Origin of the sequence: Lentzea sp. NPDC051208 (genome assembly GCF_040682435.1) — a bacterium.
In the GTDB taxonomy this organism is placed as follows: domain Bacteria; phylum Actinomycetota; class Actinomycetes; order Mycobacteriales; family Pseudonocardiaceae; genus Lentzea; species Lentzea kristufekii.
Genome location: NZ_JBFBAW010000009.1, coordinates 92,570 through 116,441 on the forward strand (window position 1 = coordinate 92,570; position 23,872 = coordinate 116,441).

Below are 23,872 nucleotides of genomic sequence, written 5' to 3' on the forward strand. Positions count from 1 at the left end.
TGCCAGTGCTGGCGGAGCGCCGTTGCGTGCTTGGGCCTAAACGCAGCGGAGCCCCGTTGACTGCACGGGGCTCCGCTGCGTTGGTGTCTTGCTCTGTGTACTGACTAGCGGGCTCGGCGCGCCAGGCGCTCCGGGTCCAGGATCAGCACGCTCTTGCCCTCGAGTCGTAGCCACCCGCGGTGCGCGAAGTCGGCCAGGGCCTTGTTCACGGTCTCGCGGGACGCGCCGACGAACTGCGCGATCTCCTCCTGCGTCAGGTCGTGCGTGACGCGGAGCAGGCCGGCCTCCTGCGAGCCGAAGCGCTGTGCGAGCTGCAGCAACGCCTTGGCGACGCGGCCGGGCACGTCCGTGAAGATCAGGTCGGCCAGCATCGAGTTCGTCCTGCGCAGCCTGCGGGCCAGGGCCCTCAGCAGCTGCTCGGCGATCTCCGGCCGGTTGGTGATCCACTGACGGAGCGCGGGGCGGTCCATGGACACCGCGCGCACCTCGGTCACCGTCGTCGCAGTCGACGTGCGGGGGCCGGGATCGAAAATGGACAGTTCGCCGAACATGTCGGAGGGCCCGAAGATCCCCAACAGGTTCTCGCGGCCGTCCGGCGACTTGCGGCCGATCTTCACCTTGCCGGACTGGATGATGTACAGGCGATCGCCCGGCTCACCCTCCGCGAAGATCACATGGCCACGCGGGAACTCCACCGTTTCCAGGGTCGTCGCCAGCGCCTCTGCGGCCGCCGGGTCCACCCCCTGGAAGATGCCCGCTCGCGCCAGGGTCTCGTCCACCTCGTCCCTCCTAATCGACGCGACGGCACGCCTACCACCATCTTTGGTGGAGTCAGCGCCGTGCCGCCGATCACTGCGTTGCAGTCTAAGGGCTCTCTTGTGGATCGCCGCTCGGCTCGCCGTCTTACTAGGCAGAACAAGACTGACTCGATCCAGAGCCCAACGAACCAGTCTACGCCATTCGGGTGCCGGTCAACGCAGGGCCCTGGGTCCTAACGGACGCGCTTGCGCGCACCACCGCGGCCACGACGACGGAGCCGGAACATGTCAAGGGCGCGACCGATGCCGTGTCCGTAGAGCGCCTTGACCTCTTCAGGCCTGGCGGACTCCAGGAACTCCTCGACCTCGTTCTCCTGCACGGCAACGTGCCGGAGCTTCGCTTCGACGCGCTCCATGAAGAGCGCGAAGAACATGATCACGATCGGAACGACGATCACAAGCCAGGCAGTCATGATGCTCCGAAGTGTGGCGCATGAGGGATTCGAGTGCGGATCTAGGGGTGGGTTCCGGCGTGTTGACTACTCTGGATCAGTGCCCGCAACCAAGAAACCGGAAACCAGACTCGGCCTGACCCGCAGGGCCCGCCGGATGGTGCGCGTGCTGGCCCAGGGATACCCGGACGCGCACTGCGAGCTGGACTTCACCACGCCGCTCGAGCTCGTCGTGGCGGTCATCCTGTCCGCGCAGTGCACCGACAAGAAGGTCAACGAGGTCACTCCCGCGCTCTTCGCGAAGTACCCGACGGCCGCCGACTACGCCGGTGCCGACCGGGCCGAACTCGAGGAGATGCTCCGCCCCACCGGTTTCTTCCGGAACAAGGCGACGTCTCTGCTGGGTCTCGGTGCCGCTCTTGTGGAGCAGCACGACGGTGTGGTGCCGGGCAACATGGAGGAGCTGGTCAAGCTCCCCGGTGTAGGACGCAAGACGGCCAACGTGGTTCTCGGCAACGCGTTCGATGTGCCCGGGCTCACAGTCGACACCCACTTCGGGCGTCTCGTGCGCCGCTGGGGCTGGACCGACCTGGAGGACGCGGTCAAGGTCGAGCACGCCATCGGCGAGCTGATCGAGAAGCGCGACTGGACCATGGCCTCGCACTGGATCGTCTTCCACGGCCGCCGCGTCTGCCACGCCAAGACACCGGCCTGCGGCGCCTGCCTGCTGATGAACGACTGCCCGTCGTACGGCCTCGGCCCGGAAGATCCGGACAAGGCCGCCAAGCTCGTGAAGGGCGACGAGAAGCCACACCTGATCGAGCTCGCCGAGCGGGTACGGGCCGGTGAGAAGCTAGGAGCGTGAACAACCGCACGCGCTGGCTCGTCGTGGTGCTCGTCCTCGGCGTGGCGGGTGTCGTGGCCCTGTGGCCCCGCGACGAAGCGCCGGGGCCGCAGCCCACGTCCACCCGTCCCACCCAGGACATGGCCGCGTTGCGCGCGCAGGCCCAGCTCCGGCCGTGCGTGCCGGGGGCGGAGGGCGGCGTCGGCGTGACGTGCCTGCGCGACGGCACCCGGACGGCCCTCGCGCTCAAGGGTCCGCTCCTGATCAACTTCTGGGCGACCTGGTGCCAGCCGTGCCAGGAGGAGCTGCCCGTGCTGGACACGTACGCGAAGCAACCAGGTGCCGTCCCGGTCGTCCCAGTTCTCGTGGAGAGCAGGGAGGCGGACGGCCTGGAGTTGCTCGCCAGGCTCGGCGTGCGGCTGCCGTCGGTCTACGACGGGGCCGACGAGCTTCGCAAGCAAGTCAAGGCGCCGATGACGCTTCCCGCCACGTATTACGTAGCAGCGGACGGTCAGGTCCGGCAGATCACCGATCCGCCGTACTTCAAGGCGCCGGAACAGGTGGAGAAGGCGGTTCGATGACGGAGGCGACAGAGCCACCCGACTGGATGCAGCGCCTGGCCAAGGCCACCGAGGAGATCGACGCGCAGACGTTCATGCGGGTCCCGCGGGCGCCGGAGCAGGGCGTGCGCAAGGCGGCCGTGCTCATGCTGTTCGGCGAGTCCGAGGAGCACGGGCCGGACGTGTTGCTGCTGCGCCGTTCGGACACGCTGGGCTCGCACCCCGGCCAGGTCGCGTTCCCCGGCGGTGCGTCCGACGAGACCGACGACGGGCCGGTGGGCACGGCATTACGCGAGGCTTACGAGGAGACAGGTGTACTTGAGTCAGGAGTGAGACCACTGGCGACGCTGCCGGAGCTGTACGTGCCGGTGTCCGGGTTCGTGGTCACGCCCGTGCTCGCTTACTGGGAACAGCCGAGCCCCGTCGCACCTGTCGACCCGGCGGAGACCGCCGCGGTCGCGCGGGTGCCGGTCGCGCACCTCGCCGATCCTGCCAACAGGTTCCGGGTGCGTCACCCCGCGGGTTACGTCGGAGCGGCCTTCTCCGCGCCGGGCATGCTGGTGTGGGGTTTCACCGCGGGGTTGATCAACGGCCTGATCGCACTCGGCGGCTGGGAACAGCCGTGGGATGCGACCGATGTGCGTGACCTTGAACTAGCGTTGCGCGCTACACAGTGAGGCGGAGGTTTCGGGTTGAACTGGGTTGACCTGCTCGTGCTGGGCCTTGCCGCGATCGCCGCGGTCTCCGGGGCCAGGCAAGGCATGGTCGTCGCGCTGCCCGCTTTCGTCGGTGTGCTCGTCGGCCTGATCCTCGGCACGCAGATCGCACCGCTGCTGGTCTCCCAGTTCGAGAACGTCGTCACCAAGGTCGTGTTCGCGGTCGGCATCGTCGTGCTGCTCGTGGCGCTGGGCGAGACGATCGGCGTCTACATCGGCCGGACGATCAAGGCGCGGGTCAACGCGTCGCCGTTGCGCGGCGCGGACAACGCGCTGGGCGCGATCGTGCAGGGCTTCGTCGTCTTCATCGTGGCCTGGATGATCGCGCTGCCGCTGACCTCGGTCGTCGGCCTGCCGGACCTCACCTCGTCGCTCAAGCAGTCGGTGATCCTCGGCAAGGTCGACCAGACCATGCCGCAGGCCGCCCGCGTGCTGTCCGGCGACCTGCAGAAGCTCTTCGACGTCTCGGGCTTCCCGCAGGCGATGGACCCGTTCAACCGCACGCCGCTCAAGGACGTCGAGCCGCCGGACAACCAGCTGGCGAGCTCGCCGGTGGCGGGCAAGCTGAAGGCGTCCGTGCTCAAGGTCCGCGGCCGTGCGCCGTCGTGCTCCCGTGCGCTGGAGGGCACCGGCTTCGTCATCGCGCCGGAACGCGTCATGACCAACGCGCACGTCGTGGCCGGCACGAACGAGGTGACGGTCGAGGTCGGCCGCGGCCAGTTCGACGCGACGGTCGTCTCCTACGACCCGCGCACGGACATCGCCGTGCTCGCGGTGCCGGACCTGGAGGCCACGCCGCTGCAGTTCCGCTCGGACGAGGTGCAGCCGGGCGAGGACGGCATCGTGCTCGGCTACCCGCTCGACGGCCCGTACAAGGCCTCGCCGGCCCGTGTGCGGGAGCGGATCCCGCTGCTGCGCGGCCCGGACATCTACGACGCCCAGACGGTCACGCGCGACGTCTACACGGTTCGTGCCGAGGTCCGCTCCGGCAACTCCGGTGGTCCGCTGGTCGACCCCAACGGCCGGGTGATGGGCGTGGTCTTCGGTGCCGCGGTCGACGACCCGGAGACGGGCTTCGTGCTCACCGCCCAGCAGGTGCAGGCGATGGTGCAGAAGGCGCCGACGCTGACCAAGCGCGCCTCGACCCAGGGCTGCGCCAGCTAGAGCGAATGCCTGGCGGCGATGCCGTCCAGCACGTAGTCGAGGCCGGTGTCGAAGACCTCGGCGTGGTCGCGGTCGGTGGACTCGTGCATGACCCTGCCCAGCAGGGGGAAGCGGCCGGTGGCGAGCATCCGTGCCATGTACGGGCCGGACGCCCGCTGCCACTGCTCCTCGGTCATGCCGGTGGCTCGTTCGGCGCGCAGCTCCGTGATCTCGCTGCGGACCGCGCCGAACACGTACGCCATCACGGCGCCGACCACGCCGAGCACCTGGTCGATGTCCGCGAGCCGGACCGTGGCCAGCGTCGACTCGATGTGCGCGAGCGAGTGCGGGCCCTGGTGCGGGCGGCCGCCGAGCAGGTCGATGAACCACTCGTGCCGCTTCGCCGCGTTCCGGACCTCGTGCGCGACGTGCCTCAGCCCGGAACGCCAGTCCGACTTCGCCGGTGGTGGCGTGATCTCGCCGTAGACCTCGTCGACCATCAGGTCCAGCAGCTCGTCCTTGGTCTCGACGTAGCCGTACAGGCGCATCGGGCCGGCGTTCAGCGCGGCGGCGACCTTGCGGAACGACACGTCGTCGAGCCCGCCCCCGTCGGCGAGCCTGATCGCGGCGTTCACGATCAGTTCCCTGCTCAACGGGGTCGGTGACGGCTTGCTGGGCGGCTCTGGGCGGTCCCACACGGGTTCGTTCGACATCGGGCTGGACAATACAGCGTCTCATCGCGATACAGTGTATTGAGCGATACAGCGTATCGAGAGGGGATGGTCGTGAAGACTCCGGTGGTGGTGGTCGGGGGAGGCCTGGCCGGGACGTCGGCCGCGTTGTTCCTCGCGTGGCGCGGGGTGCCCGTGACGTTGGTGGAGAAGCATCCGGGCAGTTCGGCGCACCCGCGAGCGGTCGGTTTCAACGCTCGGGTGGGCGAGCTGCTGCGGGCGGTCGGGGTGGAGGACGAGTTGCCGCCGAGCAGGATGGCGAAGGGCTTCGGCGTCCGGCGGGTCAGGGCCGAGAGCCTGGTCGGCAAGAAGTTCGACGAGACGTTCTGGTCGCCGCCGGCCGAGCTCTCCGAGGTCGAGTACTCGCCGTCCGCGGGCGTCGGTGTGGCGCAGGACCGGATGGAGCCGATCCTGCGCGACAAGGCCCGCGAACTCGGCGCGGACATCCGGATGAGCACTCGGATGCTGGAGTTCACGCAGGACGACGAGGGCGTCACGGTGATCGTCCAGGGCGATGGCGAGCCGTACGAGATCCGCGCCGACTACCTGATCGCGGCCGACGGCCACCGCAGCCCGATCCGCGAGCAGCTCGGCATCGGCCGCACCGGGCGCGGGTACATGCACACCTCTCGCAGCGTGCTGTTCCGCGCGCCGTTGCAGGAGTACCTGAAGGACGGGATCGGCCAGTTCGTCATCGACGGCGTCGGCTTCCTGACCACCTACGGCGACGGCCGCTGGGTCCTGATGCTCGACGACCGCGAGTACGACGAGCCCGAGCTGCGGCAGAAGATCTTCCAGGCCATCGGCCGCGACGACCTCGACGTCGAGATCATCACCACCGGTCGCTGGACGATCAGCGCGGCCGTCGCCGACCGGTTCTCCCAGGGCCGCGTCTTCCTTGCGGGCGACGCCGCGCACACGTTGCCGCCGAGTCGCGGCGGGTTCGGGGCGAACGTCGGCATCGAGGACTCGCACAACCTCGCGTGGAAGCTCGCCGCGGTGCTGGACGGCGAGTCGCGACCGTCCCTCCTGGACACCTACGACGCGGAACGGCGTCCGGTCGCGACCCTCTGCCACCAGCAGATCTTCGCGCGCAACGACGGCCACAACCGCGACGGCGAGCCGGACGACGCACCGCTGTACGACAACAACGCCATGCACTTCGGCGTCCTGTACCGCTCGGACGCGGTGCTCGGCGCGGGCCCGGAACTCCCGCCCGCCCAGCTCCCCGAGCAGTGGAACGGCCAGCCGGGCACCAGGGCACCGCACGCGTGGATCGAGCCGGGCAGGTCCACTGTGGACCTGTTCGGGCGCGGCTGGGTGCTCGTCGCCGACCACCCGCAGTGGGAGGAGGCCGCGGCGGGCCTGGCCGTCCGGTACGAACGGGTCGGGCAGCTGGACGTGTTCGGGCTGTCGGCCAAGGGGGCGTCGCTGGTCAGGCCCGACGGCTACGTCGCATGGCGGTCGGTGGACCTGCCGGACGACCCGGCCGCGGAACTCGCGACCGCGTTCAGTTCAGCTTCTGCAGGAACTCGGTGATCAGCCTGCTCGTGGTGTGGGGTGCCTCCTGGTTCGGGAAGTGCCCCACCTCCGGCAGGTAGCGGAACTCCGACTCGGGCCCGAGCCACTGCAGCGAGTCGCGCGCGGAGGACTCCAGGACGATCGGGTCCAGCGCGCCGTGGATCTGCAGCACCGGCACCTGCACCGGTTTGTCGACGGCCTCGGCGAACCGGCGGCCGTCGCTGCGCAGCTGCGAGCGCACCGCCCAGCGGTAGTACTCCAGCGCGCTGTGGGCCACGCCCGGCACCGTCATCGCCTGCCGGCAGCGGCGGATGACCTCGTCGAACTCGGGCGCCGACCGCCACTTCGGGCCGGACCACGCGGCCAGCAGCTTGGCGACCTGCAGCCCGTTCTCGGCGGTCAGCCAGCGTTCCGGGTGGATCGGCAGCTGGAAGCGCAGCACGTGCGAGTTGGTCCGGGGATGCCTGCGGAACGTCCGGCGCGTCACCAGGGGGTGCGGTGCGGACAGCACGGAGATCGACGAGACCACGCGCGGGTGCAGGGCGCCGACCGTCCACGCCGTGGCGCCGCCCCATGCGTGACCCACGAGGTGCGCGCGCGGGGCACCGAGCGCCTTGACCAGTCCCGCTATGTCACCCGCGAGGGTGAAGCCGTCGTAGCCGCGCGGAGGTTTGTCCGAGTCGCCGTAGCCGCGCAGGTCCACGGCCACGGCGCGATAGCCGGCCTCGGCCAGTGCGGTCAGCTGGTGCCGCCACGTCCACCAGAACTCGGGGAACCCGTGCAGCAGCAGCACGAGCGGGCCCTCGCCGAGTTCGGCGACGTGCAGGCGGATGCCGTTGGCCGAGACGTCGCGGTGCGTCCACGGACCCGCGACCCGCACGACGGACGGGTCGGGTTTGCGGCTCAGTTGTCGTCGCCCCTGCGCCTGAGGGCCGCGACGGTGTCCTTCGCGGCCGCGATCGACTTCTCCGGCGCCCTGATCTTGCGGACCTTGCGGTAGCCGAGGAAGGCGAAGGCGACGGCGGTCAGCAGCATCACGGCGAACACGAGCCCGAAGCCCGCCCAGTAGCCCCAGCCGAACCACTCGGCGAAGCCGAAGCCGAGCGCCATGAACAGGAAGAACAGGCTGAAGCAGAGGATCGTCAGGGCGACGATGAAGAAGACGCTGCCCTTCACGCCCTTCTTGATCTCGGCCGTGATCTCGCCCTTGGCGAGCTCGACCTCTGCTCTGACCAAAGTCGACACGTGGGCCGTCGCATCACGGACAAGACCGCCGATCGACGCCTCGGCCGTCGGGTCGTCTGCGGTCAGCGGAATCGACGCGATGTGCTCCCTGGTGGTCACTCGGACATGGTGCCATGAGCCCGGCTGCGACGAATGAGCAACACCGCGGCGAGCAGCGACGCGATCATCGAGGCGATCAGCACAGCGGCCTTCGCGGTCTCCGGCTCGTCGAGGGAGAGGTCCGCGATCAGCAGGCTGACGGTGAACCCGACCCCGCCCAGCGTCGCCACCGCCACGATGTCGCGCGGCCCCGCACCGGACGGCCACACCGCCGCCTTGAACCACACCGCGAGCGCCGACGCCCCCACGATCCCGACCACCTTGCCGACGATCAGCCCGACCATCACGCCGATCGCGATCTTGTCCTCGAAGAGCTTCCCCAACGCCTCCGCGCCCACCGGCACACCCGCCGCGAACAGCGCGAACACCGGCACGGCCACCCCGGCCGACCACGGCTGCAGCCGGTGCTCCAGCCGCACGGCCGGCGCCTCCTGCTCGTACGGGTCGCGCCGCACCCGCGTCAGCAACGCCAGCGCGACGCCCGCGATCGTGGCGTGGACGCCCGACTCGTGCATGAACCACCAGGTGGCCAGCGCGATCGGCACGTAGAGCCAGGGACTGGTGATCCTCTTGTGCTGCAGGAACCAGTACAGCGCCAGCAGCAGCACGACCGCGCCCGCCGCGAGCAGGTTGAACTGCGCCGTGAACAGGATCGCGATCACGATGATCGCCCCCAGGTCGTCCACCACGGCCAGGGACAGCAGGAACACCCGCAGGCTCGACGGCAGCCCGGACGCCGTCAGCGCCAGCACCCCGAGCGCGAACGCGATGTCCGTCGCGACGGGGATCGCCCACGCCTTCTCGATCCCCGGTTGCCCCCAGCCGATTCCCAGCGCGACCAGCGCGGGCACGATCATGCCCCCGGCCGCCGCGACGATCGGCAGGACGGCGGCCTTCACGTTGGACAGCTCGCCGACGACGAGCTCGCGCTTCAGTTCGAGCCCGGCGACGAAGAAGAAGATCGCGAGCAGGCCGTCCTTGGCCCAGTCGCCGACCGACAACGGTCCCAGGTGGAGGTCCCGCAGCGTGAAGTACGCGGGAGAGAGCGGGGAGTTGGCCCAGATCAGCGCTACGGCGGTGGCCCCGAGCAGCACGGTGCCACCCACGGTTTCCGTGCGGAGGTAGCGGGCGAACTCGGCGACTACGGCCTTCTTGCGCGACAAAAGGAGCTCCCAGGGCGGTCGACGGGTACACGAATACTCGTGCCGACCAGACTTCCCGGCTCACCGAGTGCTGTGGTGCACAGCACTTGTCGTGATCTTAACGCGAACGGGCGCCCTCCTCAGAGGACGCCCGTCACGTTTGAAGCAGATCAGTCCTCGGCCTTGCCCGACTGCAGACCCGCCGAGATCAGGTCCATGACCGACGAGTCGGCCAGCGTCGTCACGTCGCCGACCGCGCGGTTCTCGGCGACGTCGCGGAGCAGGCGGCGCATGATCTTGCCCGAGCGCGTCTTCGGCAGCTCCGGCACGACCATGATCTGCCGTGGCTTCGCGATCGGGCCGATCTCCTTGGCCACGTGGTCGCGCAGCGCCTTGATCGCCTCCGCGCCGCCGGCGTCCGCACCCGCGCCACCGCGCAGGATCACGAACGCCACGATGCCCTGGCCGGTCGTGGCGTCGGACGCGCCGACGACGGCGGCCTCGGCCACGGTCGGGTGCGACACGAGCGCCGACTCGACCTCGGTGGTCGAGATGCGGTGACCGGACACGTTCATCACGTCGTCGACGCGGCCGAGCAACCAGATGTCGCCGTCGGCGTCGTACTTGGCGCCGTCACCGGCGAAGTAGAAGCCCTGGTCCTTAAAGCGCGACCAGTACGTGTCGCGGTAGCGCTCCTCGTCGCCCCAGATGCCGCGCAGCATCGACGGCCACGGCTCGTCCAGCACGAGGTAGCCACCGCCGCCGTGCTCGACCTCGACGCCCTCGTCGCTGACGACCTTCGCGCCGATGCCGGGCAGCGGGCGCTGCGCCGAGCCGGGCTTGGTCGAGATGACACCGGGCAGCGGCGAGATCATGATCGCGCCGGTCTCGGTCTGCCACCACGTGTCGACGATCGGGGCCTTGCCGCCACCGACGTTCTCGCGGTACCAGATCCACGCCTCGGGGTTGATCGGCTCGCCGACCGAACCCAGCACGCGCAACGAGCTGAGGTCGTACTTGGCCGGGATGTCCGCGCCCCACTTCATGAAGGTGCGGATCAGCGTCGGCGCCGTGTAGTAGATCGAGACGCCGTACTTCTGCACGATGTCCCAGTGCCGGCCCTCGTTCGGGGTGTTCGGCGTGCCTTCGTAGACGACCTGCGTCACGCGGTTCGACAGCGGGCCGTAGACGATGTAGCTGTGGCCGGTGACCCAGCCGATGTCCGCGGTGCACCAGTACACGTCGGTGTCCGGCTTGAGGTCGAACACGTAGTTGTGCGTGTACGACGCCTGCGTGAGGTAGCCACCGGACGTGTGCAGGATGCCCTTCGGCTTACCCGTGGTGCCCGAGGTGTAGAGGATGAAGAGCGGGTGCTCCGAGTCGAACGCCTCGGGGGTGTGCTGGTCGGACTGCGAGTCCACCAGCTCGTGCCACCACACGTCCTTGTCCGTCCACGCGACCTCGGTGTCGGTGCGCTTGACGACGATGACCTTCTCCACCGACGGCGCGTCCGCGACGGCCTCGTCGACGGCGGGCTTGAGCGGCGCCGGGTTGCCGCGGCGGTACTGGCCGTCGGTCGTGATCACGAGCCGGCACGCGGAGTCCTGGATCCGGGTGCGCAGCGCCTCGGCGGAGAAGCCGCCGAACACGACGTTGTGCAACGCGCCGACGCGGGCGCACGCCAGCATCGCGAAGATCGCCTCGGGGACCATCGGCATGTAGATCGCGACGCGGTCCTCGGCACCGATTCCCAGCGAGGTCAGCGCGTTCGCGGCCTTGGAGACCTCGCGCTGCAGCTCGGCGTAGGTGATGGCGCGGGAGTCGCCGGGCTCGCCCTCCCAGTGGATGGCGACCTGGTCGCCGTGGCCCGACTCGACGTGGCGGTCCACGCAGTTGTAGGCGACGTTGAGCTTGCCGCCGACGAACCACTTGGCGAAGGGGGCGTCCGACCAGTCGAGCACCTGGTCCCACTTGGTTTCCCAGTGCAGCCGTTCCGCCTGCTTCGCCCAGAACGCCTCGCGGTCGGCCTTCGCCTCCTCGTACAGCGCGGGCTGTGCGTTCGCCTGTGCCGCGAACTCGTCGGAAGGCGGGAACGTCCTGCTCTCCGTGAGCAGGTTGTCCAGAGCGTTGCCCTGGCCTGGCGACTGCGTCATGGTGCGAGACCTCCTGGAAAGTCCAGACCGGTTGGGGATGCGGGTACTGACCGTAGTGCGAGCCAGCTCACTTCCAACAGGCTCCTCCCCAAAAAGGTTCAGACCAATCTGGGACGGTCGGTTACACGGCTGTCATTGTGTAACCCGTTTCGTCTGGTCCAGGCACGTGTGGCGCGTTGAACGGGCGCAGTTGCGCGCTCAACGGTTGGGCCAGTGAGCTGGGTCACGCGTTTCACCTGGTCAGGTACTCTGCGCGACCGTGACCGATCCTCTCGCACCGCTGCTTTCCTTGCCCGGCGTGGCAGACGCCGCGAACGCCGCCAAGGACGCCGTCTTCCAGGTCCACCGCCATCGGGTGAACCTGCGCGGCTGGGCCACGACGGCGGCGGAAGCGTCCGTCCGCGCGGCCCGTGCGTCGGCGGCACTGGCAGGCGGTCCGACCGAGATCCCGGAGTCCGGCGAGGTCTCCGACCCCGTGCTGGCGGGGTCCCTGCGGATCGCGGAGGCACTGGGCGGGCTCGTCGCCACGTGGCAGCGCGCGCCGTTGCAGGCCCTCGCGCGGTTGCACGTTCTCGCCGCCGCAGACCTCACGGCCGACGTCGGACGGCCGCGCGTCTCGCAGGACGTGTCGCAGCGGCTCGACATGCTCGGCTCGCTGGTCACCGGCGGCACGTCCGTGCCGGCGCCGATCACCGTCGCGGTGGTGCACGGCGAACTGCTCGGGCTGGCGCCGTTCGACGTCGCCAACGGGGTGGTCGCCCGTGCGGCCGCGCGGATGACGTCGATCTCCACCGGCCTGGACCCGAAGGGCCTCGGCGTGCCGGAGGTGGCGTGCCTGCGTCGTTCGGCGGAGTACGAGGCCGCGTCCGTGGCGTTCGCGTCGGGGTCCCTGGAGGGCCTCGCCCAGTGGATCCTGTTCGTCTGCTCGGCGCTGGAGGCGGGCGCCCGCGAGGCGAAGAGCATCGCGGACGCCGCACTCACCGGGTGATGTCCGCCAGGACCTCGGCGGCCCTGACGGCGTCCTCGTCGGTCACGTAGAGCGGGGCGAAGCCGAACCGCAGGATGTCGGGCGGCCGGTGGTCGCCGATGACTCCGCGCGCGATCAGTTCGTCCATCACGGCCTTGGCGTCCGGGCAGCGCACCGAGATCTGGTTGCCCCGCCGCTCCGGCGTGATCACCTCGAGGTTCGTGAGCTTCTCGACGTGCTCGCGGAACAACGCGGTCAGCGCCAGGCCGCGCTGCCTCAGCTCGGCCAGGTCGACGTCGTCCCACACGTCCAGCGACGCGTCGAGCGCCAGCATCGACAGGATGTCCGGCGTGCCGACCCGTGCGCGCATGATGCCGGGATCGGGCTCGTAGGACGGCTTCATGCCGAACGGCTCGCGGTGGCCGTTCCAGCCCGACAGCGGGTTCTCGAACGTCGCCTGCTTCGCGTGCGGCACGTAGATGAACGCCGGCGAGCCCGGTCCGCCGTTGAGGAACTTGTAGGTGCAGCCGACCGCGAAGTCGACTCCGAGGGCGTCCAGCTCGATGGGCAGCACGCCGGCGCTGTGGCAGAGGTCCCAGACCACCTGCGCGCCGACGGCATGGGCCTGCTCGGTGAGCGCCTTCATGTCGTGCAGCGCGCCGGTCCGGTAGTCGACCTGGTTGAGCAGCACCACGGCGGTGTCCTCGCTCAGGTCCAATGAGGACGGCTGTGCGGCGCGGATCTTCAGCCCGGTCAGCGACGCCACCGACTGCGCGATGTAGCCGTCGGTCGGGAACGTCGACTCGTCGCACACGATCTCGGTGCGTTCGGTGCCCTTCACCGCGCCCATCAACGCCTTGTAGACGTTGACCGACGTCGAGTCGCCCACCACGACCTGACCGGGAGCGGCCCCGACGAGCCGGCCGATCCGGTCGCCGATCCGTTGCGGCGCCTCCCACCAGCCCTCGCTCCACGACCTGATCAGCCGCGTGCCCCACTGGTGCTTCACGACCTCCTGCATCCGCTCGGCGACGTGCTTCGGGGGTGCGCCGAGCGAGTTGCCGTCGAGGTAGACGACCCCTTCGGGGATGTCGAACAGCTCGCGCCTCACACGTAGCTCCTCGCGGTCCACAGTTCGGGGAACACCGCTCGCTGGGTGCGCTTCTCCAGCCATGCGACACCGGCGGAGCCGCCGGTACCGACCTTCGAGCCCATCGAACGCCGGGTCGCCAGCAGGTGGTCGTAGCGCCAGCGGGCGAACTCCTCGGCGATGTCGGTCAGCGCCTCGCCCAGTTCCAGCAGGTCGCGGTCGTCGCCGCGGTAGATCGTCGCCCATACCTGCTCGACCTCGGCCGACGGCTCGTAGGCCTTGGTCAGGTCCCGGTCCAGCACGCTCTGCGGGATGTCGAAACCCCTGCGCCGCAACGCGGCCAGCACGTCGTCGTAGAGCGACGGCTCGCCCAGCGACTTCTCCAGCTGGTCGTGCATCGCGGGAACGGCGCGGTGCGGCACGAGCATCGACCGGGACTTCTCGCCGAGCAGGAACTCCATCTCGCGGTACATGCCCGACTGGAACCCGGAGCCCTCGCCGAGCGCGTCGCGGAACGAGTTGAACTCGGTCGGCGTCATGCGCGCGATCGGCCTCCAGGCCGCGGACAGCGCCTGGAGGTGCAGGTCGGAACGGCGGAGCGTGCGCACGGCCGCGCGCAGGTCGTCGGCGCGCAGTTCCGTCTGGGCCTGCCGCCACTCGAAGCAGAGCAGACCGAAGTACAGCTCCATCACCTGCGTGATGACCAGGAACGACATCTCACGGGGATCTTTGGACCACTGCTGTTGAAGGGTGTGCAGCACCGACGCGTGCACGTAGTCCTCGTACGGCGTGGTGCCGCCGAAATCCAGCTTGGGGGACACGGGGCAGCTCATGGGTCAATCGTCGCCGGAAAGGCCCGTCACCTGAATGGGCGACGAAAGCCGTTCGGCTCGAAGTTCTTCCAATCGCAAAACAGATAGCCGAGTAGCTTTGCGTTCATGTTGGACGAGGTGGACAAGGCCCTGTTGGAGGCGCTCCAAGAGGATGCGCGGCTGTCGTACAACGAGCTGGCCCGCCGGGTCCACGTCTCACCGCCCACGGTCGCCCAGCGGGTCCGCCGGCTAGAGAACATGGGCGCGATCACCGGCTATCGCGCCGTGGTCGACCCCACCGTCGTCGGGCGGCCGGTCGTCGCGTTGGTGCGCATGAAGTGCTACGGCCCGCGGTGCATCACCGTGCACCCCGAACTGCTCGACGACCTCCCCGAGGTGGTCGAGGTCGTCCGGCTGACCGGAGACATCTGCTCGGTCGTCAAGGTCGTCACCACGTCCATCATCGAGCTGGAACGGCTGCTGGTCCGGCTGGCCGCGCACGGGGAGACGTCCAGCGCGATGGTGCTGTCGACACCGATCCCGTGGCGTCCGGTGCTACCGGGATAGCCTCCTGGGTCTCGATCCGTTGTCCGTCGGGGACCTCATCGCTCAACCACTGCTCCGGTGCTCAGGCCCGGAGCTGACCCGAGGAGCCCTCGATGCTGTCCCCGAAGTCCGCTGAGCTGGTCGAGGTGACGCTGCCCGCTGTCGGGGCCGCCATCGGCGAGATCAGCCGGCTGTTCTACCAGCGCCTGTTCGCGGCCTGGAGCGAGGTCTACTGGATGATGGCCGACACGCTGATCGGCCTGGAGCGGTTCCTGCCCAGAGGACAGCAGGACTACTAAGGTGCTCGCCCGGTTCCAGGAGACCGAGGACGTGGTGACGTTCGTCGTCCGGCCGGGGACGTGACCCTGCGGCCCGGTGACGGCCCGGTGCTGTTCGCGTCGGGCGGGATCGGCTGCACGCCGATGATCTCGATGCTCGCCGAGCTCGCCGCCACCGGCTCGCCGCGCCAAATCATCGTGGTGCACGGTGACCGCGACCAGTTCAGCCACCCGTTCCGCGCCGAGCTCGCCCAGCTCGTGGCCAAGCTCGAGGACGCGCAGGCGCACGTCTTCTACGAGCTGCCCGTCGGCGAGTGGCCGGCCGAGCGGACCGGGCTGGCCGACCTCCGCGGCGTTCCCGTTCCCGCGAACACCACCGCGCACCTCTGCGGGCCGGTGCCGTTCCTGCGCGCGATGCGGACCCAGCTGCTCGCGGCGGGCGTCACCGACATCCACTACGAGGTGTTCGGGCCGGACGTCGTGTCAGCCGGCTAGCCGGTCCAGGGCGTTGCGGACGTGGCCCAAGGTGGCCTCCAGGGCAGCGGCCGCACGGTCGGTCGGTGCGCCGGACAGCAGGTGGACCAGCGCCACCTTGAGGTCGCCGTCCGCGTCCGCCAGCGCCCGCTCGCACGCGGCCTCCGGCTGCCCGGTGGCCTCGTGCAGGATCCGGATCGTCCGGCCGCGCAACTTCGCGTTGGTGGCGCGCATGCTGATCATCAGGTTCGAGTAGGTGCGGCCGAGTTTGATCATCACCGCCGTGGAGAACGACGTCAGGACCAGCTTCTGGGCCGATCCCGCCTTCATCCGGGTGGAGCCGGCGATGGCCTCGGGGCCGGTGTTCAGCGCGACGAGCACGTCGGGTGTGAACGGCACCGACGCGTTGTTCGACACCAGCACGGTGTGGGCGCCAAGCGCTTGCGCCTCCTGCAGCGCGCCGATCACGAACGGCGTGCGCCCGGACGCCGTCACGCCCACGACCAGGTCCTTGCCGGTGGCGTGGCGGCGGATCTGGGCGGCGCCCGAGTGGTCCTCCACCTCCTCGACGGCGCGGACGAGGGCTTCCGAACCGCCGGCGTGGTGGGCGACGAACCAGTCCGCCGGTGCGTTGAACGTGGGCACGAGCTCAGCCGCGTCCAGCGTTGCCAGACGCCCCGAGGTGCCCGCGCCGACGTAGTGCACGCGGCCGCCGGACATGATCGCCGCGACGCCGAGGTCGACGGCGCTGGCCAGTTCCGGCAGTGCCTGCGCGACCGCCGCGGGGACTGTGCGGTCCTCCTCGTTGATCATGCGCAGCACGTCGATCGTGGATACCCGGTCGATGTCCGTGGTGCGGGGGTTCCGTTGCTCGGTCGGAGATTCCACGTGCACCACCACACCGTTCCGGGGGGAGATCATTTAGTCGTCTCCCGCGGCCGCCGCCGGCCATCTGGTCTGGCACCGAGCCGATGGCCGGACACCGCTTCGTAGGTCGCCTCCAGCGCCGTCTTCGCCGTGTCCACGTGGTGCTGTGCGACGCCGATGAACAGGCAGTCGATCACCGTGAGCTGGGCGATGCGACTCGCCATCGCGCCGGAGCGGAACGTGGTCTCGCGCGCGGCCGTGGTCAGCACGTGGTCGGCGATCTCGGTGATGGGCGAGCGCGGGAAGTTCGTCAGCGCGACGGTGGTGGCGCCGGTCTCGCGGGCGACGCGCAGGGCCTCGACGGTCTCCGCGGTCGAGCCGGTGTGCGAGATGCCCACGGCGACGTCCGCGCCGGTCAGCACGGCGGCCGAGGTCAGCGCGATGTGCGTGTCGTTCCACGCGAAGCAGGTGAGCCCTATGCGGTGCAGCTTCTGCTGCAGGTCGAACGCGACGAACGCCGAAGCGCCGAAGCCGTAGACGTCCACCCGGCGGGCGCCCGCGACCGCTTGGACGACCTTGTCGAGCGACTCGATGTCGAGCTGCTCCGCGGTCTCCTCGACGGCGCGGGCGTCGGCGAACGCGACCTTGCCGACGACCTGCTTGAGGTCGTCGCCCGGTCCGATGTCGCCACCCATGTCGTGGTTGGCCCTGGCCTGGCTGCGGGCCGTGTCGGCGGCGAGCGCGATGCGCAGTTCCGGGTATCCACCGACGCCGATCGCCTTGCAGAACCGCGTCACCGTCGTCTCGCTGGTGCCCGCCTGCTCGGCGACCTCGGTGATGCTGCGGTGAGCGACGGTTCCGGGGTTCTCCAGCACCACCTTCGCGACGCGCTGCTCGGCGCGCGCGAGACCGGGCAGCAGCGACCGGATCTTCACCAGTGGACTGGACTCGGCAGTGCTTTCAGTGGACACGTGGGAAACTTACTAACCGCCACTGCGAGGGTCAACGGAGTGTGTCCGAAAGTCACTCTGTCGGCAGGTTCTAGTGGACGTCAGGCGCCTTCCGGGTGGAGACCGCGATCCGGTTCCACGCGTTGATGGTGAAGATCAACGCGATGAGCTGCGCGAGCTCCTCCTCGCCGAAGTGCTTCGCGGCCTGCTCGTAGACCTCGTCGCTGACGTACTCGTGGCTGCTCAGGACCGTGATGGCCTCGGTGAGCCGCAGCGCCGCCCGCTCCTTCTCGGTGTAGAGGTCGCCGGCCTCCTCCCACGCGTTGAGCAGGTAGATGCGGGCCTCGGACTCACCAGCCTTCCGGGCGTCGACCGTGTGCATGTTGAGGCAGTAGGCGCAGTGGTTGAGCTGGGAGGCGCGGATGCGCACGAGCTCGGCGAGCTGCTCGTCGAGGCCCTCGCGGGCGGCGGCGTCGAGAGCGATCATGGCGCGGTAGACCTTCGGCGCCTTCTTGGCGAGGTCGATGCGGTTCGTCGTCATGGCTAAAACCTATGGCGCTGATTGGACCTGTGCATGGTGCAATCTGATCGTGGAATCGTGGGCCAATCTCGACTTCCACCTGGACCTGTCCGGGCCGGGTGGTCTGCGGCACCGGTTGACGGCGTCGTTGCGGGAGGCGGTCCGGTCGGCGCGGTTGCCACCCGGCACCCGCCTGCCGGCCTCGCGCTCGCTCGCGCTCGACCTCGGGATCGCGCGCAACACCGTCGCCGAGGCCTACGCGGAACTGGTGGCCGAAGGCTGGCTGACGGCGCGTCAAGGGTCGGGAACCGTTGTCGCGCAACGAGTCGCGCCTCCTCCTCCGGTCACCCGACGGGCCGTGGACGCCGAGGTGCGGTTCGACCTCAGGGTTTCCACGCCGGACGTCACCGAGTTCCCGCGCGCGGAGTGGATCCGCTCGACGCGACGGGCGCTGACGGCGGCGCCCTCGGAGGCGTTCGGGCCAGGGGATCCGCAGGGCCGGATCGAGCTGCGGACGGCACTGGCCGAGTACCTGGCGCGGGCGCGGGGAGTGCGTGCCGATCCCGAGCGGATCGTGGTGTGCTCGGGGTTCGGGGGTGCGGTGCAGATGTTCGACCGGCTGCTGACACCGCCGGTCGTCGTCGAGGAGTACGGGCTGGGCTTCCACCGGTCGCTGTGGACGTCGACGGTGCCGTTGGCGGTGGACGACCACGGCGCGAACACCGAGCAACTGCCGGACGACCTGCGAGCGTGTGTGTTGACTCCTGCGCACCAGTTCCCGTTGGGTGGCCCGTTGCACCCACGGCGGCGTGCATCGGCCGTGGAGTGGGCACGGCGCGTGGACGGCCTTGTGCTGGAAGACGACTACGACGGCGAGTTCCGCTACGACCGGCAGCCCGTCGGCGCTGTGCAGGGGCTCGATCCGGAGCACGTCGTCTACCTGGGCACGTCCAGCAAGGCGTTGTCACCGGCGCTGCGGATCGCGTGGACGGTGCTGCCGGACCGGTTCGTGGACCCCGTGCTGGCGCTGAAGACCGATCGCGAACAGCACATCAGCATGCTCGACCAGCTGACGCTGGCCGACTTCCTGGAGTCCGGGGCGTACGACAGCCACGTGCGCCGGATGCGGTTGAAGTACCAGCGGCGCCGTGACCGGCTGGTGGAGGCTGTCGCGCCGTACGCGCCGGTGTCCGGCATCGCGGCCGGGATGCACGCGGTGCTCGACACGCCTCACGAAGCGGAGATCGTGCGGACCGCGCGTGAACGCGGGATCGAGGTCAGCCCTCTCTCGTGGTTCCGGCACGAGCTGAGCGACGACGACCGCACGGGGATCGTGCTGAGCTTCGGAGCGCCCGCGTTCCCACGGGCGCTCCCGCTGTTCACCGAGGTGCTAGGGCGTGTCCCGTAAGTCCGTTCGATGAGAGTCACGGTCGAGACTTTCGGGACATGCCTAGCGGCGTGCCACTGACCAGCCTTCGGCCGTGACGTCGCCGCGTGCGTGCACGTAGACACCGCGGCCGTTGTACTGGCCCGCCTTGGTGTAGACGAACCTGGTCTTCACGGGTTCCGTTGGCACCCAACGGCGTCCGGTCGTCGTGATGGTGCGCGCGTCCTGCCAGTCCGTGCCGTTCCAGTGCTGGACGGTCAGCTTGTCGCCCTTGTCGACGTCCACGAAGACCTCGACCGGGCGTTCCGCGGTGAGGGTGCCGCCGGAAGTCGTTGCGCGCCACTGCTTTCCGCGTGACTTGACGGCGAGAGCATTGGCCAGGCCGTCGGCGGCGGCGCGGCGGGCCGGGTTGACGCTGCCCCAGTCACGGCTCGGGTGCACGCGGTTGGTCAGCAGGATCGCGATCGAGCGCGAGGCCTTGTCGATCACGAACGACGTGCCGGTGTAGCCGGTGTGCCCCGCGGCTCCCTGGCCGCTCAGGGCGCCCATGTACCAGCGCTGGTCGAGCTCGAAGCCGAGGCCGTGGGCGTTGTCCGGGAACTGCTGGTTGAAGTTCGTGAGCATCAGCTCGACGGAGTGCTCGCTGAGGATCCGGTGGCCTTGGTAGGTGCCGCCGTTGAGGATCGTCTGGCCGAGGACGGCGAGGTCTTTGGCCGTGCCGAACACACCGGCGTGGCCTGCTACTCCTCCGAAGGACCACGCGTTCTCGTCGTGCACCTCGCCGCGGACGATGCCGCGTGGTGGTGTCGACTGGAACTCCGTCGCGGCCGTGCGGTCCTCGGCCTTCGGGTTGTAGCCGGTGTCCTTCATGTTGAGCGGCTTGGTGATGCCGTCGCTCACCGCCTGGTCGAGCTTCTTGCCGCTGACCTTGAAGACCAGCTCGCCGAGCGTGATCAGGTTCAGGTCCGAGTAGACGTACGTGGTGCCGGGCGTGGACTTCGGCTTCACGTCCATCACGGCTTTGAGGCGTGACGGGATGTCCGGGTACCTCTGCCACAACGGGATGAACGGTTCGAGGCCGCTCGTGTGGGTGAGGAGCTGCTTGACGGTGATGTTCTCTTTGCCGTTCACGCCGAACTCGGGCAGGTAGGTGGCGACCTTCTCGTCGATGCTCACCCGGCCCTGCTCGACCTGCTGGATCACCGCGATCGACGTGAACAGCTTGGAGATCGAGGCGAGGTCGAAGATCGTGTCCTTCTTCATCGGGACGCGATCGGCTTCCGGCAACTGGGTCTGCTGGTCTTCGTAGAGGACCGCGTAACCCGTGCGGTCGTGCGTGACGATCTTGCCGTCGTGCACGTACATCGTGACCGCGCCGGCGTACAGCGGCTTGCCGTTGGCCTGCGGCTTCGTGAAGTCGCGGAGCTGGCGCAGGGCCGTGTTGATCGGCTCCGGGTCGAGGCCTGCCCAGAACGGGTTCGACTCGCGCAGCGTCGTCCACTGGTGCGCGAAACCGTCCTGGGGCTGGTCGTAGTGGCCGGGGACCAGGGTCGTCACGAGTGCGGTGGCCAGGGCAGGGATGAGCATGGCGTCCTCACCGGTAGCGCAGGTAGGGCAGGCGGGTGCGGCGGAACTGCTGGAGCTCCTGCTGCCACGCGCCGACGACCTCGGCCAGGGGAGCCTGGGCGTCGATCATCCTGCGCAGCCGGTCGGAGCCGCTGAGCTTGTCGATCCAGTTGTCCGGGCGCCACGCGAACACGGCCGGGTACAACGACTTCGCGGTGATCAGCATGGCCACGGCGGCCCTGATGGCGTCGAACCTCCGCGGGTCGGTGACGTGCAGCGTGACACCGCCGCAGGTCTTGCCCTGGAACTTGTTGAACGTGGGCGAGAAGTAGGTCTCGCGGAACCGGACGCCCTCCAGGTTCAGGGCGTTCAGCGCCTCGGCCCAGCGCCAGTCGACGCCGGGCGCGCCGACGGTCTCGAACGGGCGGGTGGTGCCGCGGCCCTCGGACAGGACAGTGCCCTCGAACAGGCACGTGCCGGGGTAGACCAGCGCGGTGTCCTGGGTCGGCATGTTCGGGCTCGGCGGAACCCACGGCAGGCCCGTGTCGAGCTGGTTGCGGCGCCAGCCCCGGACGTTGACCACGTCGAGCTTCGTGGCCAGGCCGAACTCGCCCTTGAAGTAGCGCGCCAGTTCACCGACCGTCATGCCGTGTTGCTGCACGATCGGTTTCAGCCCGACGAAGGTCGCGTAGGCGGGGTCGAGCTGTGGGCCGTTCGCGGTGCCACCGATGGGGTTCGGGCGGTCCAGGACGATGAAGTCCAGATCCTTGGCCGCTTCCATCGCCTGGTACAGCGACCAGATGTAGGTGTAGAAGCGCGCGCCCACGTCCGCGATGTCGAACACGACCGTGTCGATGCCCGCCTTCGTGAACATCGCCTGGATCTTCGTGGGACTGGCTTGGTACGTGTCGTACACCGGGATACCGGTGCGCGGGTCCGCGTAGTCGCCTTCGGAGCCGCCCGCCTGCGCCGTGCCGCGGAAGCCGTGTTCCGGTCCGAAGACGGCGGTCGGCCTGGCGCCGTGGGCGACCATCGAGTCGGCGATGTGGGTCTGGTCCGCGAGGACGCCCGTCGGGTTCGTCAGCACGCCGACCTTGCGGCCCTTGAGCTTGCGCCAGCCGTCCTGCGCGAGCTGTTCGGCCGCGGTGGCGAGCTTCGGGGCCGCGCCGGCGGTTGCGGTGCTGACGAGGGGGACGGACAGGGCGCCTGCCGCGAGGAAGCTCCGCCTTCTCACCAGGTCACTCCGTGTCCGAACGGGTAGGGGGTCGGGCCTGGCACGTCGACCGGGAGCTTGCCCTGCGGCTTGACCTCGCCGAGCAGGACCTTCGCCAGCGCCTCCATCGAGACCGTGGTGGTCGAGTAGGTGGCGAGCCACGTCTTGGCGCCGCTGTGGGCGACGTCGTACGGGTTGCCGGTGGCGGCCGCGACGACGGGCTTGCCGGTGGCGACGAGCTGGTTGATCAGGTCGACCTGGGCGGGCCTGGTGCTCGCGTTGTTGGTCAGCACCACGATCTTGTCGGCGTTGGCCGCCGCTGCCACCGCCTGCTGGATCTGCGCGGCCGTGGGGCTCGCCGAGGTGACGAACTTGGTGCCCTTGAGCCTGGTCGCGAGCGCTGAGGTGGTCGCGTCGCTGGTGCCGACGACCAGGGGAGCGGTGGCGTTCAGCGGGATCGCCTGGCCGTCGTTGCGGACGACCGTGATGCTGCGGTCGGCGATGGTCTGGGCCTGCCGCGTGCCGGAACCGACGATCTGGTCGACCTTGTTCACGTCGACCTCGGAGGTGAGCATGACACCGCGCAGGAGCTTCATCTTCAGGATGCGCAGGACGCTCTGGTCGATGCGCTGCTCGGTGATCTCACCACTGCGGACGGCCTTGACGACGCTGTCGATCGCGGAACCGAGGTTCGGCGGCATCAGCAGCTGGTCGACGCCCGCCTTGATGGCCAGCACCGGGATCTCGGCGTCGGGGTGCAGCTTGCGGACGCCCGCCATCTCCAGCGAGTCGGTGACGACCACGCCGTCGTACTTCAGCTCGTCGCGCAGCAGCCCGGTGATGATCTTCGGGCTGAGCGTGGCCGGGTTGCCGGACGGGTCGATCTGCGGCACCTGGATGTGCGCGGTCATGATCGAGTCGATCTTGGCGGCGATGGCGGCGGAGAACGGCGGCGCGTCGATCTGCCGCCACTGGTCGAGGCTGCGGTTCGAGACCGGCAGGGCGGTGTGGCTGTCCTCGGACGTGTCGCCGTGGCCGGGGAAGTGCTTGGCGGTCGAGGTCACCGAGGTCATGTCGAACCAGCGGCGGCCCTCGTAGCCCTGCACCTGGGCGGCGACCATGTCGGCGGCGAGCTTCGGGTCGCTCGAGAAGCTGCGGATGCCGATGATGGGGTTCGCCGGGTTGGAGTTGACGTCGGCGTCCGGCGCGAAGTTCTGGTTGATGCCCATCGCGCGAAGCTCCCGGCCCGTGATGCGCGCGGCCTCTTCGGCGTCCTTGGTGCTGCGGCCCGCGCCGAGGGCCATGTTGCCCGGCAGCTGGGTGGCCGGCGGTCCGATTCGCGTGACGACGCCCATCTCCTGGTCGATCGAGATGAGCAGCGGGACCTTGCTGGCCTTCTGCAGGCCGTTGGAGAGCTGCGCGATCTGCTTCGGCGTGTCGATGTTGTCGCGGGTCGAGTTGTTGAAGTAGATGACACCGCCGGGCTGGTACTTGCGCACCATGTCCGCGGCCGTCGCCACTCCGAAGTCGGTCTGGTTCTTGGGGAGCGGGACGTCGGCGGCATGGCCGTTGACGTACGTGACGAAGAGCTGGCCGACCTTCTCTTCCAGCGACATCCCGCGCAGTGTGGTCACCGAGGCGTCCGCTCTCGCCACCGGCGTGAGGGCGACCATGGCTGTGACCAGCGTCAACGCGGCGAACTTCCGCACTGTCAGTGCCTCCCGGTGATGTTCCCACAGGTAACTGGCGTATTTCGCAAGTTACTCACGACCACGTGGTGGGTCAACGGGCGCACATTCTGCCGTTCGGTGCCAACTTTTCACGCACAAGCAGACGGG

Annotated in this window: 25 protein-coding genes; 10 read left to right on the forward strand and 15 right to left on the reverse strand. The window is 69.3% G+C overall.

Features of this window, described 5'->3' with window-relative positions:
* Window positions 1–104 precede the first annotated feature (104 nt).
* Window positions 105–779, reverse strand: a complete 675-nt coding sequence (locus tag AB0M48_RS22875; RefSeq protein WP_030477589.1) for a Crp/Fnr family transcriptional regulator — start codon at window positions 777–779, stop codon at window positions 105–107.
* Between the two features lie 212 nt (window positions 780–991).
* Window positions 992–1,231 (reverse strand): hypothetical protein, encoded by a 240-nt coding sequence (locus AB0M48_RS22880; RefSeq protein WP_030477588.1) that lies wholly within the window; start codon window positions 1,229–1,231, stop codon window positions 992–994.
* A gap of 136 nt (window positions 1,232–1,367) precedes the next feature.
* Between AB0M48_RS22880 and nth the strand changes: the two genes are divergently transcribed.
* From nth to AB0M48_RS22900, 4 genes are read left to right on the forward strand one after another with little or no spacing between them, the layout of a single operon-like run.
* A complete protein-coding gene (nth, locus tag AB0M48_RS22885; protein ID WP_363845974.1) occupies window positions 1,368–2,075 on the forward strand; it encodes an endonuclease III in 708 nt (235 codons plus the stop codon).
* Window positions 2,072–2,635, forward strand: coding sequence for a TlpA disulfide reductase family protein (locus AB0M48_RS22890; protein ID WP_363845467.1), 564 nt, complete (start codon window positions 2,072–2,074; stop codon window positions 2,633–2,635). The genes nth and AB0M48_RS22890 overlap by 4 nt, the downstream gene beginning before the upstream one ends.
* Entirely contained in the window at window positions 2,632–3,291 is a 660-nt protein-coding gene (locus AB0M48_RS22895; RefSeq protein ID WP_363845470.1) for a CoA pyrophosphatase, read from the forward strand. Before AB0M48_RS22890 ends, AB0M48_RS22895 begins: the two co-directional genes overlap by 4 nt.
* Before the next feature lie 15 nt (window positions 3,292–3,306).
* Window positions 3,307–4,494, forward strand: coding sequence for a MarP family serine protease (locus AB0M48_RS22900; RefSeq protein WP_363845473.1), 1,188 nt, complete (start codon window positions 3,307–3,309; stop codon window positions 4,492–4,494).
* Here AB0M48_RS22900 and AB0M48_RS22905 read toward each other — a convergent pair.
* Complete coding sequence (locus AB0M48_RS22905) at window positions 4,491–5,186, reverse strand: TetR/AcrR family transcriptional regulator C-terminal domain-containing protein (RefSeq protein ID WP_363845477.1); 696 nt, start codon at window positions 5,184–5,186, stop codon at window positions 4,491–4,493. The genes AB0M48_RS22900 and AB0M48_RS22905 overlap by 4 nt on opposite strands.
* Window positions 5,187–5,258: 72 nt before the next feature.
* Between AB0M48_RS22905 and AB0M48_RS22910 the strand changes: the two genes are divergently transcribed.
* Complete coding sequence (locus tag AB0M48_RS22910) at window positions 5,259–6,743, forward strand: FAD-dependent oxidoreductase (protein WP_363845480.1); 1,485 nt, start codon at window positions 5,259–5,261, stop codon at window positions 6,741–6,743.
* Here the strand turns inward: AB0M48_RS22910 and AB0M48_RS22915 are convergent.
* The 4 genes from AB0M48_RS22915 to acs form a co-directional block, all read right to left on the reverse strand.
* A complete protein-coding gene (locus AB0M48_RS22915; RefSeq protein ID WP_363845976.1) occupies window positions 6,715–7,632 on the reverse strand; it encodes an alpha/beta hydrolase in 918 nt (305 codons plus the stop codon). The genes AB0M48_RS22910 and AB0M48_RS22915 overlap by 29 nt on opposite strands.
* A complete protein-coding gene (locus AB0M48_RS22920; protein ID WP_363845484.1) occupies window positions 7,629–8,069 on the reverse strand; it encodes a phage holin family protein in 441 nt (146 codons plus the stop codon). Before AB0M48_RS22920 ends, AB0M48_RS22915 begins: the two co-directional genes overlap by 4 nt.
* Window positions 8,066–9,232: a Na+/H+ antiporter NhaA gene (gene nhaA, locus AB0M48_RS22925; protein WP_363845487.1), complete on the reverse strand. Its 1,167-nt coding sequence runs from the start codon at window positions 9,230–9,232 to the stop codon at window positions 8,066–8,068. The genes AB0M48_RS22920 and nhaA overlap by 4 nt, the downstream gene beginning before the upstream one ends.
* A 149-nt stretch (window positions 9,233–9,381) precedes the next feature.
* Window positions 9,382–11,364, reverse strand: coding sequence for an acetate--CoA ligase (gene acs, locus AB0M48_RS22930; protein WP_363845490.1), 1,983 nt, complete (start codon window positions 11,362–11,364; stop codon window positions 9,382–9,384).
* 259 nt (window positions 11,365–11,623) lie between these two features.
* On the opposite strand from acs, the gene AB0M48_RS22935 reads away from it, so the two are divergent.
* On the forward strand, window positions 11,624–12,352 hold the full coding sequence (locus AB0M48_RS22935) for an oxidoreductase (protein WP_363845493.1): 729 nt from the start codon (window positions 11,624–11,626) through the stop codon (window positions 12,350–12,352).
* Here AB0M48_RS22935 and kynU read toward each other — a convergent pair.
* Together kynU and AB0M48_RS22945 are read right to left on the reverse strand one after the other, a co-directional pair.
* Window positions 12,342–13,442 (reverse strand): kynureninase, encoded by a 1,101-nt coding sequence (kynU, locus tag AB0M48_RS22940; protein WP_363845496.1) that lies wholly within the window; start codon window positions 13,440–13,442, stop codon window positions 12,342–12,344. The two genes, AB0M48_RS22935 and kynU, sit on opposite strands and share 11 nt — an antisense overlap.
* Entirely contained in the window at window positions 13,439–14,254 is an 816-nt protein-coding gene (locus AB0M48_RS22945) for a tryptophan 2,3-dioxygenase family protein (protein WP_363845500.1), read from the reverse strand. The genes kynU and AB0M48_RS22945 overlap by 4 nt, the downstream gene beginning before the upstream one ends.
* Before the next feature lie 105 nt (window positions 14,255–14,359).
* Here AB0M48_RS22945 and AB0M48_RS22950 point away from each other — a divergent pair, with 105 nt between their 5' ends.
* The 3 genes from AB0M48_RS22950 to AB0M48_RS22960 all read left to right on the forward strand — a co-directional run bounded on the left by AB0M48_RS22950 (window position 14,360) and on the right by AB0M48_RS22960 (window position 15,552).
* Window positions 14,360–14,800 carry an Lrp/AsnC family transcriptional regulator gene (locus AB0M48_RS22950; RefSeq protein WP_229905139.1) on the forward strand — a complete coding sequence of 147 codons (441 nt, stop codon included), beginning with the start codon at window positions 14,360–14,362 and terminating at the stop codon, window positions 14,798–14,800.
* Window positions 14,801–14,892: 92 nt separating this feature from the next.
* Window positions 14,893–15,078 carry a hypothetical protein gene (locus tag AB0M48_RS22955; RefSeq protein ID WP_363845504.1) on the forward strand — a complete coding sequence of 62 codons (186 nt, stop codon included), beginning with the start codon at window positions 14,893–14,895 and terminating at the stop codon, window positions 15,076–15,078.
* Between the two features lie 60 nt (window positions 15,079–15,138).
* On the forward strand, window positions 15,139–15,552 hold the full coding sequence (locus tag AB0M48_RS22960; RefSeq protein WP_363845507.1) for a hypothetical protein: 414 nt from the start codon (window positions 15,139–15,141) through the stop codon (window positions 15,550–15,552).
* Here AB0M48_RS22960 and AB0M48_RS22965 read toward each other — a convergent pair.
* From AB0M48_RS22965 to AB0M48_RS22975, 3 genes are all read right to left on the reverse strand, one after another.
* Window positions 15,541–16,452: an N-acetylmuramic acid 6-phosphate etherase gene (locus AB0M48_RS22965; RefSeq protein ID WP_363845510.1), complete on the reverse strand. Its 912-nt coding sequence runs from the start codon at window positions 16,450–16,452 to the stop codon at window positions 15,541–15,543. The genes AB0M48_RS22960 and AB0M48_RS22965 overlap by 12 nt on opposite strands.
* On the reverse strand, window positions 16,449–17,369 hold the full coding sequence (locus AB0M48_RS22970; RefSeq protein ID WP_319985365.1) for a MurR/RpiR family transcriptional regulator: 921 nt from the start codon (window positions 17,367–17,369) through the stop codon (window positions 16,449–16,451). Before AB0M48_RS22970 ends, AB0M48_RS22965 begins: the two co-directional genes overlap by 4 nt.
* Window positions 17,370–17,439: 70 nt before the next feature.
* On the reverse strand, window positions 17,440–17,889 hold the full coding sequence (locus tag AB0M48_RS22975) for a carboxymuconolactone decarboxylase family protein (RefSeq protein ID WP_363845514.1): 450 nt from the start codon (window positions 17,887–17,889) through the stop codon (window positions 17,440–17,442).
* Window positions 17,890–17,938: 49 nt separating this feature from the next.
* Here AB0M48_RS22975 and AB0M48_RS22980 point away from each other — a divergent pair, with 49 nt between their 5' ends.
* Window positions 17,939–19,276, forward strand: a complete 1,338-nt coding sequence (locus AB0M48_RS22980) for a PLP-dependent aminotransferase family protein (RefSeq protein WP_363845518.1) — start codon at window positions 17,939–17,941, stop codon at window positions 19,274–19,276.
* A 42-nt stretch (window positions 19,277–19,318) separates the two neighbouring features.
* Here AB0M48_RS22980 and AB0M48_RS22985 read toward each other — a convergent pair whose 3' ends face one another.
* From AB0M48_RS22985 to AB0M48_RS22995, 3 genes are read right to left on the reverse strand one after another with little or no spacing between them, the layout of a single operon-like run.
* Window positions 19,319–20,842, reverse strand: a complete 1,524-nt coding sequence (locus tag AB0M48_RS22985) for a serine hydrolase domain-containing protein (RefSeq protein WP_363845521.1) — start codon at window positions 20,840–20,842, stop codon at window positions 19,319–19,321.
* A gap of 7 nt (window positions 20,843–20,849) precedes the next feature.
* Window positions 20,850–22,055 carry a DUF1343 domain-containing protein gene (locus AB0M48_RS22990; protein WP_363845524.1) on the reverse strand — a complete coding sequence of 402 codons (1,206 nt, stop codon included), beginning with the start codon at window positions 22,053–22,055 and terminating at the stop codon, window positions 20,850–20,852.
* The gene (locus AB0M48_RS22995) at window positions 22,052–23,707 is read right to left on the reverse strand and encodes a glycoside hydrolase family 3 N-terminal domain-containing protein (RefSeq protein WP_363845978.1); all 1,656 of its coding nucleotides are present in this window, start codon (window positions 23,705–23,707) and stop codon (window positions 22,052–22,054) included. Before AB0M48_RS22995 ends, AB0M48_RS22990 begins: the two co-directional genes overlap by 4 nt.
* Between the last annotated feature and the right edge of the window lie 165 nt (window positions 23,708–23,872).

What these genes read in the sequence shown, in the direction of transcription:
- AB0M48_RS22880 (WP_030477588.1), bottom strand. Translation starts at nt 1,231, where the DNA reads ATGACTGCCTGGCTTGTGATCGTCGTTCCGATCGTGATCATGTTCTTC.
- nth (WP_363845974.1), top strand. Translation starts at nt 1,368, where the DNA reads ATGGTGCGCGTGCTGGCCCAGGGATACCCGGACGCGCACTGCGAGCTG.
- AB0M48_RS22895 (WP_363845470.1), top strand. Translation starts at nt 2,632, where the DNA reads ATGACGGAGGCGACAGAGCCACCCGACTGGATGCAGCGCCTGGCCAAG.
- AB0M48_RS22905 (WP_363845477.1), bottom strand. Translation starts at nt 5,186, where the DNA reads ATGTCGAACGAACCCGTGTGGGACCGCCCAGAGCCGCCCAGCAAGCCG.
- acs (WP_363845490.1), bottom strand. Translation starts at nt 11,364, where the DNA reads ATGACGCAGTCGCCAGGCCAGGGCAACGCTCTGGACAACCTGCTCACG.
- AB0M48_RS22945 (WP_363845500.1), bottom strand. Translation starts at nt 14,254, where the DNA reads ATGAGCTGCCCCGTGTCCCCCAAGCTGGATTTCGGCGGCACCACGCCG.
- AB0M48_RS22950 (WP_229905139.1), top strand. Translation starts at nt 14,360, where the DNA reads ATGTTGGACGAGGTGGACAAGGCCCTGTTGGAGGCGCTCCAAGAGGAT.
- AB0M48_RS22955 (WP_363845504.1), top strand. Translation starts at nt 14,893, where the DNA reads ATGCTGTCCCCGAAGTCCGCTGAGCTGGTCGAGGTGACGCTGCCCGCT.
- AB0M48_RS22965 (WP_363845510.1), bottom strand. Translation starts at nt 16,452, where the DNA reads ATGATCTCCCCCCGGAACGGTGTGGTGGTGCACGTGGAATCTCCGACC.
- AB0M48_RS22975 (WP_363845514.1), bottom strand. Translation starts at nt 17,889, where the DNA reads ATGACGACGAACCGCATCGACCTCGCCAAGAAGGCGCCGAAGGTCTAC.
- AB0M48_RS22985 (WP_363845521.1), bottom strand. Translation starts at nt 20,842, where the DNA reads ATGCTCATCCCTGCCCTGGCCACCGCACTCGTGACGACCCTGGTCCCC.
- AB0M48_RS22995 (WP_363845978.1), bottom strand. Translation starts at nt 23,707, where the DNA reads ATGGTCGCCCTCACGCCGGTGGCGAGAGCGGACGCCTCGGTGACCACA.